Origin of the sequence: Streptomyces mutomycini (genome assembly GCF_001700505.1) — a bacterium.
Lineage (GTDB): Bacteria > Actinomycetota > Actinomycetes > Streptomycetales > Streptomycetaceae > Streptomyces > Streptomyces mutomycini.
The window spans coordinates 1-13,656 of record NZ_MAPV01000173.1 but is presented as its reverse complement, the minus strand read 5'-3'; the positions used below and the strand labels follow the sequence as shown (position 1 = coordinate 13,656).

The 13,656-nt window shown below is 71.4% G+C and carries 9 protein-coding genes, 1 other RNA gene and 2 pseudogenes; 3 read left to right on the top strand and 9 right to left on the bottom strand.

From position 1 onward, the window contains the following. Positions 1–644 (top strand): annotated as a pseudogene (locus tag BFF76_RS23760) (MFS transporter); the annotation flags it as partial. A 78-nt stretch (positions 645–722) separates the two neighbouring features. Here the strand turns inward: BFF76_RS23760 and ssrA are convergent. From ssrA to ftsE, 5 genes are all read right to left on the bottom strand, one after another. Then, positions 723–1,110, bottom strand: a transfer-messenger RNA (tmRNA) gene (gene ssrA, locus BFF76_RS23755). Positions 1,111–1,232: 122 nt separating this feature from the next. After that, positions 1,233–1,721 carry an SsrA-binding protein SmpB gene (gene smpB, locus BFF76_RS23750; protein ID WP_031100674.1) on the bottom strand — a complete coding sequence of 163 codons (489 nt, stop codon included), beginning with the start codon at positions 1,719–1,721 and terminating at the stop codon, positions 1,233–1,235. An 18-nt stretch (positions 1,722–1,739) separates the two neighbouring features. Further along, positions 1,740–2,927: a S41 family peptidase gene (locus BFF76_RS23745; protein ID WP_065849020.1), complete on the bottom strand. Its 1,188-nt coding sequence runs from the start codon at positions 2,925–2,927 to the stop codon at positions 1,740–1,742. A gap of 68 nt (positions 2,928–2,995) precedes the next feature. Beyond that, a complete protein-coding gene (ftsX, locus tag BFF76_RS23740; RefSeq protein WP_031100677.1) occupies positions 2,996–3,916 on the bottom strand; it encodes a permease-like cell division protein FtsX in 921 nt (306 codons plus the stop codon). A 53-nt stretch (positions 3,917–3,969) separates the two neighbouring features. After that, positions 3,970–4,659: a cell division ATP-binding protein FtsE gene (gene ftsE, locus BFF76_RS23735; protein WP_031100680.1), complete on the bottom strand. Its 690-nt coding sequence runs from the start codon at positions 4,657–4,659 to the stop codon at positions 3,970–3,972. 258 nt (positions 4,660–4,917) lie between these two features. On the opposite strand from ftsE, the gene BFF76_RS23730 reads away from it, so the two are divergent. Next, entirely contained in the window at positions 4,918–5,109 is a 192-nt protein-coding gene (locus tag BFF76_RS23730) for a hypothetical protein (RefSeq protein ID WP_031100682.1), read from the top strand. A gap of 129 nt (positions 5,110–5,238) precedes the next feature. Here the strand turns inward: BFF76_RS23730 and BFF76_RS23725 are convergent, their stop codons facing one another. From BFF76_RS23725 to BFF76_RS23710, 4 genes are all read right to left on the bottom strand, one after another. Further along, positions 5,239–6,126: an LPXTG cell wall anchor domain-containing protein gene (locus tag BFF76_RS23725; protein WP_065849019.1), complete on the bottom strand. Its 888-nt coding sequence runs from the start codon at positions 6,124–6,126 to the stop codon at positions 5,239–5,241. A 373-nt stretch (positions 6,127–6,499) separates the two neighbouring features. Then, on the bottom strand, positions 6,500–7,606 hold the full coding sequence (gene prfB / locus BFF76_RS23720; protein WP_031100686.1) for a peptide chain release factor 2: 1,107 nt from the start codon (positions 7,604–7,606) through the stop codon (positions 6,500–6,502). A 70-nt stretch (positions 7,607–7,676) separates the two neighbouring features. Continuing rightward, a complete protein-coding gene (locus BFF76_RS23715; RefSeq protein WP_065849018.1) occupies positions 7,677–8,915 on the bottom strand; it encodes a serine/threonine-protein kinase in 1,239 nt (412 codons plus the stop codon). A 146-nt stretch (positions 8,916–9,061) separates the two neighbouring features. Continuing rightward, the gene (locus BFF76_RS23710; protein WP_053929405.1) at positions 9,062–10,696 is read right to left on the bottom strand and encodes a serine/threonine-protein kinase; all 1,635 of its coding nucleotides are present in this window, start codon (positions 10,694–10,696) and stop codon (positions 9,062–9,064) included. Positions 10,697–11,117: 421 nt separating this feature from the next. On the opposite strand from BFF76_RS23710, the pseudogene BFF76_RS23705 reads away from it, so the two are divergent. Further along, positions 11,118–13,604 (top strand): annotated as a pseudogene (locus BFF76_RS23705) (FHA domain-containing protein); the annotation flags it as partial. Positions 13,605–13,656 lie beyond the last annotated feature (52 nt).

Here is a 13,656-nt window from a genome sequence, read left to right as displayed (position 1 = left end):
GTGTGCCGGGGGTCACCGGCGCGATCCTGCTCATGACCGGTGTCCTGATCTTCGCCGCGCAGCGCGCGACCGAACCGCCGGTGACCCCCGGCACACGGGCAGCCTCTCCCCTGCGCACCCCGGGCATGATCGCCCTGCTCACCGTCTTCCTCGCGACCGGGGCGGTCTTCGGAGCGATGGAGGTCGTCTCCATCGCCCACGCCGGAGGCGCGATCCTCGCCCTCCAGGCCGGCGGCTCCTGCGTGGCCGGCCTGCTGTACGGATCGCTGCGCCCCGCCGCGAGTGCCGGGCGGAGGCTGCTGCTGTGCCTGGCGGGGATGACCGCGCTGATGTCCCTCCCCCTGATCGCGGCGGCCACGACCGATTCACTGCTCGTCCTGGCGGGCTGCCTGCTCCTGGCGGGGGCTGCCACCGCGCCCACCATGGTCACCGGCATGACCCTGATCCAGCGGCTCACCCCGCAGGCGCAGCTCAACGAGGGCATGACGCTCGCCGTCACGGCCCTGCTGGGCGGCATAGCGGCGGGTTCGGCAGGAGGCGGCTGGACGGTGGAGCACGCCGGCACGGTGACCGGGTACGCGGTGCCGATGTGCGCGGCGGCCCTTGCCCTGGCCGTGGCTGCCATGGGGACGCGCAGAGCCTGAACGGAATCCGGAAGGGCGCCCACACAAAAAACGAGGACCCCGCTGCCAGGGGCAACGGGGTCCTCGTTCACATGGGAACTGTGGAGATGGCGGGAATCGAACCCGCGTCCAACGGTGCGGAACCAGGGCTTCTCCGAGTGCAGTTCGCTACGCTTTTCTCGGCCCCGGAGGTCACGCGAACAAGCCTCCGACAGGCTCAGTCACTGTTTGATTTCCTTCCAGGCCCCGTGACCGGGCTTAGAAGTTTAGATCCCTAGTTGATGCCAGGATCCGGGTCGGGATCACCCCCGGGCTGACACTCCGCAGAGTCTTCGCTTAGCTGCTAATTAGGCAGCGAGGGCGAAGGCGGAGGAATCGCGCTTGGAATTGGCGATTATTGTTTGCGACATATGGTTTACGAGATCATTGCCGCTTCCTCGACTCGCTTCCCCTGCTTCGACATCCGCTGTCGAAACCGATCATCCCCATGTTGTTTTTTCAAATGCGCGCACCGTCTGTGAGGTGCACGGCCCATCGTACGTGACCAACGCACGCGGATGCCACCGTATTCCCGCGGCTCCGGGGCGCGGACCCCGGACCGGGTGGCGGCTACGCGCTGCGCTGGCGCCGGCGGACCGCCGAGATCGCGCGGTTCGTCTCCCGCGTGTCCTGCTTCTCGCGCAGTGTCTGGCGCTTGTCGTACTCCTTCTTGCCCTTCGCGAGCGCGATCTCGACCTTGACGCGGCTGTCCTTGAAGTACAGCGCGAGCGGCACGATCGTGTGGCCGGTCTCCTGCGACTTGGACTGGAGCTTGTCGATCTCGGCCCGGTGCAGGAGCAGCTTGCGCTTGCGCTTGGCCGAGTGGTTGGTCCAGGTGCCCTGCACGTACTCCGGGACGTGGATGTTGTGCAGCCACGCCTCCCCGTTGTCGATCTGGACGAAGCCGTCGACCAGCGACGCCCTGCCCATCCGCAGCGACTTGACCTCCGTACCCATCAGCACGAGGCCGCACTCGTAGGTGTCGAGGACGTGGTAGTCGTGCCGCGCCTTCTTGTTCTGCGCAATCATCTTGCGCCCGGTGTCTTTTTCCTTGGCCATAGTGCGGTCATTTTCGCACTACGACCCACCCCCGAGGCCACTCAATACCGTTTCGGCCCGCTGCTGGGCCTCCGGGCCCGCCCTGACGTCCGGCGTGATGCCGCTTCCCTCGACGCTGCGGCCCGCCGGAGTGCGGTAGTGGCCGACGGTCAGCTCGGCCACCGAGCCGCCCGGGAGTTTGCTGGGCATCTGCACGGATCCCTTGCCGAAGGTGCGTGACCCGACGGTCACGGCCCTCCCACGGTCCTGCAGCGCACCGGTCAGCAGTTCGGCCGCGCTCATCGTGCCGCCGTCGACCAGCACGACCACGGGCCTGCCGGTGTCCCCGCCGGGCTCGGCGTACAGGGCGCGCTGGTCACCGTGCACGTCGTAGGTGGCGACGAGCCCGCCGTCCAGGAAGGCGGAGGACGCCGTGACGGCCTCGGTGACCAGACCGCCCGCGTTGGCCCGGAGGTCCAGCAGGATCCCGGCGTCCCCGGGCACCTCGTCCACGGCGTCGCGGACCGCGGTCCCGGCCCCCTTGGTGAACGCGGCGACCTTGATCAGTACGGCGGAGGAAGGACTCGGGCCGAGGCGCCGTACGCTCACCGGGTCGGGGCTGAGCCGGGCCCTGCGCAGGGTCGTGGTCCAGGAGTGGGCGCCGCGGCTCAGCCCGAGGACGACGGAGGAGCCCTCGGGCGCCTTCGTCCGGTCCCCGCGCAGCAGCGCGACCACGTCGGCGACGGGGCGCTTCTCGACCGGACGGCCGTCCACGGTCCGCAGCAGGTCGCCCTTGCGCACACCCGCCCCGGCCGCGGGGCTGCCGCCCTGCACACCCGTCACGACGACCTCGCCGCGGGCCGAGCGGCGGGCGGAGATCCCCACCCCGGTGTACGAACCGTCGAGGGCCTGCTCGAACTCCTCGTACTCCCGCTCGTCGTACACCGCGCCCCAGCGGTCACCGCTGCGGCTGACGACCTCCTCGGCGGCATCCTTGCCGGACTTCCCGTCCGCCTCCGCGTCGGCGACCGCGTCCGCGATCTCCTCACGGTCCACGGAACCCACAGTGGAGGACACCGAGCGGGTCTTTATCTCCGTGCCCCCGTCGTCCTCACGGGGCAGGGATCCTGTGGCCGCGGCGGTGGCGAGCACGCTCGCGAACACCAACGTCAGGGCCGCCCCGCGGCAGATGCCGCGGGGTTTCAAATGGTACGTATGGCCCATCATGTGGCCGAGTGTAGGACAACGCCCCGTCCGCACACGGCTCCTTGGCCGCATGCGGGACGGGGCGCTCGTCACACCTTGAGGTACTTGCGCAACGCGAAGAGAGCGGCAACGGCGGGCATCAGCAACCCGATCGCGATGACCAGGGGCAGCTTCGTGAGCACCGCCTCCCAGCCGATGAAGTCGATCAGGTTCAGCTTCTCCTGGAGCGCGAGACCGCCGTCGATCAGGAAGTACCGTGCGGCGATCAGGATCACGCAGGCGAGCAGTCCGCCGATCAGTCCGGCGAACGCGGCCTCCATGATGAAGGGCATCTGGATGTAGAAGCCAGAGGCCCCCACCAGCCGCATGATGCCCGTCTCACGTCTCCGGCTGAACGCCGAGACGCGGACGGTGTTGACGATGAGCATCAGCGCAATGACCAGCATCAGTCCCATCAGGAAGATCGCGGCCACGTTCATGCCGTTCATCAGCCCGAAGAGGTTGTCCAGGATGCTCCGCTGGTCCTGCACGGACTGCACCCCGTCGCGGCCCGCGAAGGCCGTCGCGACCACCTTGTACTTCTGCGGGTCCTTCAGCTTGACCCGGAACGACTCCTGCATCTGGTCCGGCGTGATGTTGCCGGCCATCGGCGAGTCGCCGAACTGCTCCTGGTAGTGCTTGTAGGCCTGGTCGACCGTCTCGAAGAGGACCGGCTTCTCGACGGCCTCCATCTTCTCGAGGTCGGCCTTGATCTCCTTCTTCTGCTCCGCCGTGACGGCACCCTTGGCGCACTTGGGCACGTCCTTGGCGTCGTTCTTGTTGCAGAGGAAGATCGAGACGTTGACCTTGTCGTACCAGTAGGTCTTCATCGAGCTGACCTGCTCGCGCATCAACAGCGCACCGCCGAACAGGGCGAGCGAGAGGGCGACGGAGACCACGACCGCGAAGGTCATCGTGAGGTTACGACGAAGACCGACGCCGATCTCCGACAGGACGAACTGGGCGCGCATGGCGTCCTTTCAGTACTCGATGCTCGTGCAGGGGCTCAGAGGGGCCGGCCCTCTCAGTGCTGGTAGCCGTAGACGCCACGCGCCTGGTCACGGACGAGGCGGCCCTGCTCGAGCTCGATGACGCGCTTGCGCATCTGGTCGACGATGTTCTGGTCGTGGGTCGCCATGATCACGGTCGTGCCGGTCCGGTTGATCCGGTCCAGCAGCTTCATGATGCCCACGGAGGTCTGCGGGTCGAGGTTGCCGGTCGGCTCGTCCGCGATCAGCAGCATGGGGCGGTTGACGAACGCCCGCGCGATCGCGACACGTTGCTGCTCACCGCCGGAGAGCTGGCCGGGCATCCGGTCCTCCTTGCCCCCCAGACCCACGAGGTCGAGAACCTGCGGCACGGCCTTGCGGATCTCGCCGCGCGGCTTGCCGATGACCTCCTGCGCGAAGGCCACGTTCTCGGCGACGGTCTTGTTGGGGAGGAGCCGGAAGTCCTGGAAGACGGTGCCCAGCTGGCGGCGCATCTGCGGCACCTTCCAGTTGGACAGCCGCGCGAGGTCCTTGCCGAGCACGTGGACCATGCCCTGACTGGCGCGCTCCTCCCGGAGGATGAGCCGCATGAAGGTGGACTTGCCGGAGCCGGAAGAGCCCACGAGGAAGACGAACTCGCCCTTCTCGATGTCGAGTGAGACGTCCCGGAGAGCTGGACGGCTCTGCTTCGGGTAGGTCTTGGAGACGTTGTCGAATCGGATCACGGATGCACCACGGTCGGCCGGGGGTAGGTGAGCGTGACCATACGCGAAGCGGGTGAGCGCGCGCAGTCGGCGTCCTGCAATGAGGGATTTGTGACGGAAAGCGGCACGGAACGAAACGGGGCGGGCCGGACCTTGCCCGCGGGCCGCGCCGAAATCGGCGCGAGCTGGCACAGTGGTAAGGGGAACGGTTGCGTTTCCCTGAGCGTTGTGCGGAGAGAACGTGAAGGCGGCTCCCGCCGCGCGGGAGGAGGAATGCGCATGACCTATGACCGACTGGTGTGCGCGAACTGCGCGGCGCCCGTGAACGAGGGCCGTTGCCGTGTCTGCCGGGCGAGCCGGGAGCGGATGCAGGACCAGGGACCGTTCGCGGGGCTCAATCCGGCGATGCTGATAGCGCTGATGGTGATCCTGGTGGCCGCCCTGGCACTGCTGGCGCACCAGGCCATCTGAACCGGACGCGGCACCCCGCCCGACGGGGCTGAAACGTGGGCGTACGGCCGCAGGAGCGGCTGGGTGCGCCGAAGGGCCCGGGAGTGCCGCGTCGGCTCTCCCGGGCCCTTCTGCGTGCGCTTACGGGCGTCAGGCGACCGTGCGACCGCCGCCGGCCAGACGCGGCAGGATGCGGAAGCCGATGCCACCGGCGATCATCGTCGCGGCACCGATCAGCAGGAACGTGGTCTCGGCCGCACCGGTCTCGGCGAGCTCGTCCTTGCCCTTGCCCTGCTCGACCGGCTGGTTGCCGATGCTGTCCGTGTCGGTGTTGTCACCGGCGTCCGGGTAGGACGGGTCGATCGGCGCCTCGGTGGACCCGCCGGTGGTGGACCCACCGTCAGTGCCGCCGCTGTTGGCACCGCCATCAGTGCCGCCGCCGTTGGCACCGCCGCCGTTGGCACCACCGTTGGCACCGCCACTGTTGGCACCGCCGTCTGCGCCACCACCGTTGGCACCGCCACTGTTGGCACCGCCGTCAGCGCCACCACCGTTGGCACCGCCGTCAGCGCCACCGTCGGCACCGCCGTCAGCGCCACCGTCAGCACCACCGTCAGCGCCACCATCGGCACCACCGTCAGCGCCACCATCGGCACCGCCGTCAGCGCCACCATCGGCACCGCCGTCAGCGCCACCATCGGCACCGCCGTCAGCGCCACCATCGGCACCGCCGTCAGCACCGCCATCGGCACCACCGATGATGCCGCCGATGAGGCCACCATCGGTGCCGCCGTCGGCACCACCATCAGCACCGCCGTCGGTGCCGCCGTCGGTGCCGCCATCGACACCGCCGTCAACGCCGCCAATCGGGCCGCCGTCGGTGCTGGTCTGGGCGCTGACGCCTTCGTTCGCGTCCACGCCAATGCTGAGATCGAGGCCCACGGCCTGCGCGGCGCCCGCTGCGGTGAGCGAGGCACCCGCTGCGATAACCGCACCAGCGGCTATACGCGCGACGCGGATTCGCGTCTTCTTGGTCATCTGTTGCTACCCCCAGTAGCTGATCTCGTCAATGGAGCAGCCATATGCGGTCCACGGCCCTGCGGGGTCACATGCTCTGCAGGGCCACGCCGTACCGTGGTCATCCCGCCCGTCCCCGTTCACACCTGTCCCAGACATACGCGTGCTGCTCTAGCACCCTGTCCAGAGTTAAGGACTACGTCAAGGCGGTTCCGGGGGCATTCGGGCCGCTATGGGGGTTCTTGACAGCTATTCGGAATCATGACTGTGACTCACTCGCCACATCCTCCCCTCAACTGCCCAGCGCCCCGGGCAGGGTGGGGACTCGGGGCGTGGAACGCGAGCGGGCCCGTACAGGAGAACCTGTACGGGCCCGACAGCTCTGCGTCAGAGACTACTTCTCGTTCTGCTTGCGCCAGCGGATACCGGCCTCGATGAAGCCGTCGATCTCGCCGCCGAAGACGGCTTCCGGGTTGCCCATCTCGAACTCCGTACGCAGGTCCTTGACCATCTGGTACGGGTGGAGGACGTAGGAACGCATCTGGTTGCCCCAGGAGTTGCCGCCGTCGCCCTTGAGCGCGTTCATCTTCGCCTGCTCCTCCTGGCGGCGGCGCTCGAGGAGCTTCGCCTGGAGGACGTTCATCGCGGACGCCTTGTTCTGGATCTGCGAGCGCTCGTTCTGGCAGGAGACGACGATGCCGGTGGCCAGGTGGGTCAGGCGCACCGCGGAGTCCGTGGTGTTGACGCCCTGGCCGCCGGGGCCCGAGGAGCGGTACACGTCGACGCGCAGCTCGGACTCGTCGATCTCGATGTGGTCCGTCTGCTCGACCACCGGCAGCACCTCGACACCCGCGAAGGACGTCTGGCGGCGGCCCTGGTTGTCGAAGGGCGAGATACGGACGAGCCGGTGGGTGCCCTGCTCGACGGAGAGCGTGCCGTAGGCGTACGGCACCTCCACCGCGAAAGTGGTCGACTTGATGCCGGCCTCTTCGGCGTACGCCGTCTCGTAGACCTCGGTCTTGTAGTTGTGCCGCTCGGCCCAGCGGAGGTACATGCGCTGGAGCTTCTCGGCGAAGTCGGCGGCGTCGACGCCACCGGCCTCGGCGCGGATGGTGACCAGGGCCTCGCGCGCGTCGTACTCGCCGGAGAGGAGCGTGCGGACCTCCATCTCGTCCAGCGCCTTCCGGACGGACTCCAGCTCGGCCTCCGCCTCGCCGAGGGCGTCGGCGTCGCCCTCGTCCTCGGCGAGCTCGAACATGATTCCGAGATCGTCGATACGGCCACGGAGCGCCTCGGTCTTGCGGACCTCGGCCTGGAGGTGCGAAAGCTTGCTGGTGATCTTCTGCGCCGCCTCCGGGTCGTCCCAGAGGGACGGCGCCGCCGCCTGCTCCTCGAGCACGGCGATGTCGGCCCTCAGCGAATCCAGGTCCAGGACCGCCTCGATCGACCCCATGGTGGAGGAGAGGGACTTCAGCTCTTCGGAAATATCGACGACTGCCACGGGTCCAGCGTAACGGCTGGACGGGTGAACCAGTCCCTCCCCCGGATCCCGGCCCTTCCGGGGACGCCCCTCAGGGGGCGGCGGGCGCCGAATTCCGGTTGTCGTCGGGGGCCGCGCCGGAGTCGTCGCCGCTCGTGGCGAGCCATCCGCCCACACCTATCGCCGCACACAGTGCCACCGCGGCCACACCCAGGGTGATCCGGCGCTTCCGGACCGCAGCCGCCCTGTTCCGGGCCGAACCGGGGCGCGGCCTGCCGGGGGCGCGCGGGGCGCGGGCCGTGCCGAGGGGCCCTCCGGAGAGTTCGTCGGGGGCGGGGACCCGCATGCTCGTATGGGTGTCGCGGTTGGAGTCCGGGGAGGAGCCGGGCACCAGCGGGACCGCGCCGCGGCGGCGGGGCTTCTCGGGGGCCGGGGTGTACTGCTGCTCGTCGTACGTCTGCGGCTCGGCCTCACTGTCCGGCTCGTCGACGTCGAGCGGGGGTATCCCGGCCAGGAGCGGGAGCAGCTCCCGCAGCCGGACCGCGAGCTCGGAGGCGCGCAGCCGGGAGGCCGGGGCCTTGGCCAGGCACTGGACCAGGAGCTGCCACAGCTCCTCGGGGATACCGGGGAGCGGGACGACCCTCTCGGTCACATGGCGGCGCAGGACGGCACCGGGGTGACCGCCGCCGAAGGGGGTGAAGCCGGCGAGGAGCTCGTAGAGCACGGTCGCCAGGGCGTAGATGTCCACGGCGGCGCGCGGCGGGAGGCCCTCGACGATCTCGGGGGCCAGGTAGTCGGGGGTGCCGATGATCTTGGTGGCCTTGGTGCGGCGCGGGGTGTCGATCAGCTTGGCGACGCCGAAGTCGGTGAGCAGCGCGGGGTGCGAGCCGCCGGGGCCGAGCGGGCCCTCCATGTCGAGCAGGATGTTCTCCGGCTTGACGTCGCGGTGGACCACTCCGGCGCGGTGCGCGGCGGCGAGCCCGTCGGCGACGTCCGCGACGACCGCAGCGGCGGCCTCGGGTGCGAGCCGGCGCTCCCGGTCCAGGCGGGTACGCAGATCGGTGCCCCGCACCAGGTCCATCACCAGCGCCAGGTCGGTGCCGTCCACGACGAGGTCGCGGACGGCGACGACGTGCGGATGTCCGAGCCCGAGCAGCGCGGTGCGTTCCTGTACGAAGCGACCCACGAGCTCCTGGTCGGACGCGAGGTCCTCGCGGAGCAGCTTGATGGCGACCGGGCCCTCGGGCCCCTCGCCGAGCCACACCGTGCCGGCGCTGCCGCGCCCCAGGATCTGGTGGGCGGTGTACCGGCTGCCGATATTCCGTGCCAAGACTGCTCCCTCAGCGGCTGGCGTTGACCCCCGGTCGACAAAGTTACGCGTCGAACGGGGCATTGCGTGCCCGGGATGGCGCCAACCTCGACTTCTGCGGGCGAATTGAGCCCGCAGAAGTCGACAAAGAAACAGAGTCGGGGCTTTTACTGGCCGGTAGTGCCGCCCGGGTCGCTCTCGCCGAGCTCCTTGACCCAGTCGGTCACGTTGCCGATGCCGTCCCCTATGGCGTCCCAGAAGCTCTGGCCCTGGGCGATCCAGTCCTGGAGCGGGGTCAGTTCCCAGATGAGCCAGGCGGCGACAATCAGCAGCACGACCGAGAAGAGGCACCCCTTGAGACAGCCGAGGCCGGGGATGCGCATCGGGTTGGCGTTGCGCTGCCTCGGCTGACGCGGGGCCGGCGGCTGGGGCGCCGGCTGCTGCGGAGGCGCGTACTGCTGCCGCTGCGGCTGCTGGGGCTGCTGGGGCTGCCGCCTCTGGGGCTGCTGCTGCGGCTCGTAGCGCTGGGGCTGCTGCTGCGGCGCATGCTGCTGGGCGCGCTGGGGTTGCCGGTCCTGCGGCGGCTGCTGACGCTGGGGCCGGCGGCGCAGCGGGTCCTGGCTCGGGTCGAGGTACTGGACCTGCGTCTGCTCGTTGCGGTCCCGGGCGGCCCTGAGCTGGGACTGCCAGGGGTGCGGTTCGTCGGGGCGCGGGGGGCCGTCGGGGCGCGGCGGTACGGGCGGCATCATCGCGGTCGGGTCGGCCTGGCCGCCCCCTCCCGGGGTCTGCTGCATCACGCTGGTCGCGGCCGAGGGGTCGTACGAACCCGCGTTGCTCGGCAGCACCTGCGTCGGGTCGGCCGCGCCCGGGGTCTCCGGGACGGCGGCGGGCGCCGGGTCGGGGGCGAGCAGGGCGCCCACACCTTCGGCTGCCGCGATCTGGGCGGAGTTCGCGTGCACGCCGATGCCCGCGCCGACGGTACGCAGCGCACGGGCCAGGTTCACGGCACTGGGCCGCTGGTCCGGGTCCTTGCGCAGGCAGCGCTCGATGACCGTCCACAGCGGTTCGGGCACGGTGCTGGGGCGCCGGGGCTCCTCGCTGAGGTGGCGGTGCAGGACCTCGAGCGCGGTGCCCCCGGCGAACGGCGGACGGCCGGTGACCAGCTCGTACAGCAGGATGCCCGCGCCGTAGACGTCCACGGCCGAGGTCTGCGGACGGCCCTCGGCGGACTCGGGCGCCACATAGGCGGGCGTACCGACGAACTCATGGGTCCGGGTGAGCCCCGGGGAGTCGGCGAGGCGCGCGATGCCGAAGTCGGTGAGCATCGGGTGCATCTCGCCGTTGCGCTCGTCGAGCAGCACGTTCGCGGGCTTCAGGTCGCGGTGCACGACACCGTCGGCGTGGCTCGCGGCCAGCGCGTCCGCGATCTGGGCGGTGAGCAGCGAGGCGGCGACCGGGGTGAGCGGACCGTTCTCGCGGAGATAGCGGTGCAGGTCGGGACCGTCGACCAGGTCCATCACCAGGGCGAGGAGATCGCCCTCGACGACGAGGTCGCGGGTGCGCACGATGTTCGCGTGGGTGAGCCGCAGGAGCACGGAGCGCTCGCGCAGGAACCGCATCACGACATCCGCGTCGTTGGCGAGCTCCTCCTTGAGCACCTTGATCGCGACGGTCTCGCCGGGCTGCCCGGCGACTGCCGCCTCGGCGCCCGCGGTCTCCCGCTGGCGGGCTCGCCAGACGGTGCCCGTGGCGCCGCGTCCGAGCGGCTCCTCGAGCAGGTACTTGCTGCCTACCGGCCGCACGTCATGCGCTCCCTGCTGATCGTTGTGCTTTCGCGGTCCCCCCGGGCCCGCCCGGATGTTCCGGCCCACTCTAGTGCCGCCGTACGGGGCACCGGCCGGTCGTCCTCCGGTCGTGTTGCCGCAGTGCTGACGGGAAGACGCATACACGGAGGAGTTGGTTGCCGAACGAGTGTGCAGCACACCTCTGGCAGGACCAAGCAGGAACTTTTGCACCCACACTCGGCCATTCAAGATCACCGAGCGGTCACCCCCGGGCGTGTTGTCGGTGACAGGTGCGAGGATGCCACCAGCACGGAACCGCGAGCTCGTGAGCCTCACGCTCCGTGACGACCTGTACCGGACGACGCGTCCGTGCCGGGTGGGGGGAATCACAGGGCGTTCCCCTGCCGGGCATACCGCGCAGAAGGGACCGCTGACGGCGATGCAGATCCGGCTGACCGTCCTCGCGCCGCGCAGCGGCCAGACCCCGGCGCGCGCCTGCGACGTGCTCGTGACCGCCCCCGCGGGGACGGCCCTGGCGGCCGTCTCATCCGGCCTGGCCGCCGCCGTGTCCGGCCCGGAGGGCTCCCTGGGCGGCGGCGCCACCGTGCTGTATGCCGGGCGCGAGCGGCTCGACCCGCAGCGCTGCGCCCTTGGGGAGCCGCCCCTGGTGGACGGCACGGTGCTCTCGCTCCAGGTGCCCGGCGACGACGAGGCGACCGACGACGCCGTCCCGGCGCGGCTGCACGTGATCGCGGGACCGGATGCCGGCGGGGTCCATCTGCTGCACGGCGGACAGATCCGGATCGGCCGTTCCGCCGAGGCGGACGTCCCCCTCGACGACCCGGACGTGTCACGGCTGCACTGCGCGGTGACGGTCTCCGAGGACGGCCGGGTCTCCGTCGCCGACCTGGGCTCCACCAACGGCACCTCGCTGGACGGCACGGACGTCCGCGACCGCCCGGTCCGGCTGGTTCCGGGCGCCCTGCTGCGGCTCGGCGAGTCCACGCTCCGGCTCACACCCGGCGACCGGGCGCCCGCGCTGGTGACGACGCCGGACGGCGAGGGTCATCTGCGGGTGGCCCGCGCGGACGCGGCGGGCAGCGCCCCGGGTGCGGCCGTGGAGCCCGCGACCGGTGCCGACACCGGCACCGGCACCGGCACCGGCGAGCACGGCACCGTCCACAGCCTCGACCCCGCCGGGCAGGGCACCCACCATCCCTACGACGACGGCCCGTCCGGCCACGGCACCCACCCGGACGAGCCGTTCGGGCAGGCAACTCCTACCCACGCCCCGCTCACCCACGAAGACGCCCCCAGACGCGGCGGCATAGGTGCATGGGCCCGGCGGTTCACCGGCGGCAGGGGAGAGCAGACGCACGGGGCGCCGGCCGGCGCCCCACCGGCGCCCGGACCGGATTCCGCGTCCGCCCCGCACGCCGCCTCCTTCCCCCGTCACGCCTCCTCCGCCCCGGCCGGCACCTGGCCGGACCCCGCGGCCGTGCTCCTCACCGCGCTCGGCCCCGGGCCCCGCCTGTGGGAGCGCGACACCGCACACCCCGAGGCCCTGGTCGTGAGGCTGGGAACCACGGATCGGGCCGACCTGCCCGCCGTGCCCGTCACCGTCGGACTGCGGGAGGCCGGATCGCTCGGGCTCGCGGGTCCGCGGGCCAGGCTGTCCGGGCTCGCCCGCTCGGCTGTGGCACAGCTCGCCGCGCTGCACTCCCCCTTCGACCTGGAGATCGTGCTGATCAGCACGGACCGGGCCCGGAGCCTGGAGGAGCGCCGGCGCGAGTGGGCCTGGCTCGGCTGGCTGCCCCACCTGCGCCCCATGCACGGCCAGGACTGCCGCCTGCTCCTCGCGTACGACCGTGAACAGGCGGGCGCCCGCACGGCGGAGCTGGTGCGCCGGGTGGAGGAGGGGCCGCTGGGACCAGGCTGGGCGAGCGCCGACCGGTCCTCCGTGGCCGAGGCGGCCCGCCGCCACACCGGGCCCTACACCGTGGTGATCGTGGACGGAGACCCCGGCTCGGCGGCCCTGCGCGAGACCACCGCCGGGCTGGCCGGCGCCGGCGCCGCGGCCGGAATCCATCTGATCTGCCTTGCCGAGACCCCGGCCGCCTCCCCGACGTCCCCCGTCGCCGCGACCTACGACACCGCGTGCCGGGCCTCGATCGCCTTCCGCGAGTGCGGTGCGGTCGCCATGCTGAGCGGCGACGTGGCGACCGCGCTGCGGCTGCTGCGCACCGCCGGCGGCCAGGCGGCGGGCCACGGCACCGTCGCCGCGGTGGACGCCGTGTCGGCGGCCTGGGCCGAGCGGTTCGGGCGTGCCCTCGCCCCACTGCGCGACGAGGGCACGGCCACCCTGCCCGGCCGGCCGATCGCGGCCGCCCTACCCCCGTCCACCCGTCTGCTGGACGAGCTGGGCCTCGCCAGGGCCACCCCCGCCTCCCTGATGGCGCGCTGGGCCTCCACCGCCGATGACCAGCCGGGCGCCACGGTGCGCACGGCCGCGCCCGGGGCCACGGACCTGGACACGACGGGCTCCGGCCGCACCCTGAGCACCGGGCAGCCCCGGGTGGGCGCGCCACGCGAGTCCCCCGACGCCGGGCACACCCCCTTCCGGAGCAGCGGACCGACCAGCTCGGGCTCGGGCCGCTCCGCCTACTCCCACGCGGCCGGCAGCGGCGGCTCCCCCCGGATCGGCGCCCAGCGCCGCGACAGCGGGGCCGCGGAGTCCGGTGGCTCAGGGGCGTCGTCCGCTCACGCGGGACGGCCCGTGATCGTGCTCGGCGCCGGCCCCCGCGGCCCGCTCCTGGTCGATCTGGCAGACGAGGGGCCGCATCTGCTGGTCGAGGGCCCCGCGGGCAGCGGCCGTACGGAGCTGCTGCGCGCCGTCGCCGCCTCACTGGCCTCGGCCGCCCGGCCCGTCGATGAGGAGGATCCCGAGCCGGTCGGGCCGGGCGGCCGAGGCCAGTGAG

Coding starts and splice junctions, on each gene's coding strand:
- BFF76_RS23730 (WP_031100682.1), top strand. CDS start 4,918: ATGACCTATGACCGACTGGTGTGCGCGAACTGCGCGGCGCCCGTGAAC.
- BFF76_RS23725 (WP_065849019.1), bottom strand. CDS start 6,126: ATGACCAAGAAGACGCGAATCCGCGTCGCGCGTATAGCCGCTGGTGCG.
- ftsX (WP_031100677.1), bottom strand. CDS start 3,916: ATGCGCGCCCAGTTCGTCCTGTCGGAGATCGGCGTCGGTCTTCGTCGT.
- BFF76_RS23745 (WP_065849020.1), bottom strand. CDS start 2,927: ATGATGGGCCATACGTACCATTTGAAACCCCGCGGCATCTGCCGCGGG.
- smpB (WP_031100674.1), bottom strand. CDS start 1,721: ATGGCCAAGGAAAAAGACACCGGGCGCAAGATGATTGCGCAGAACAAG.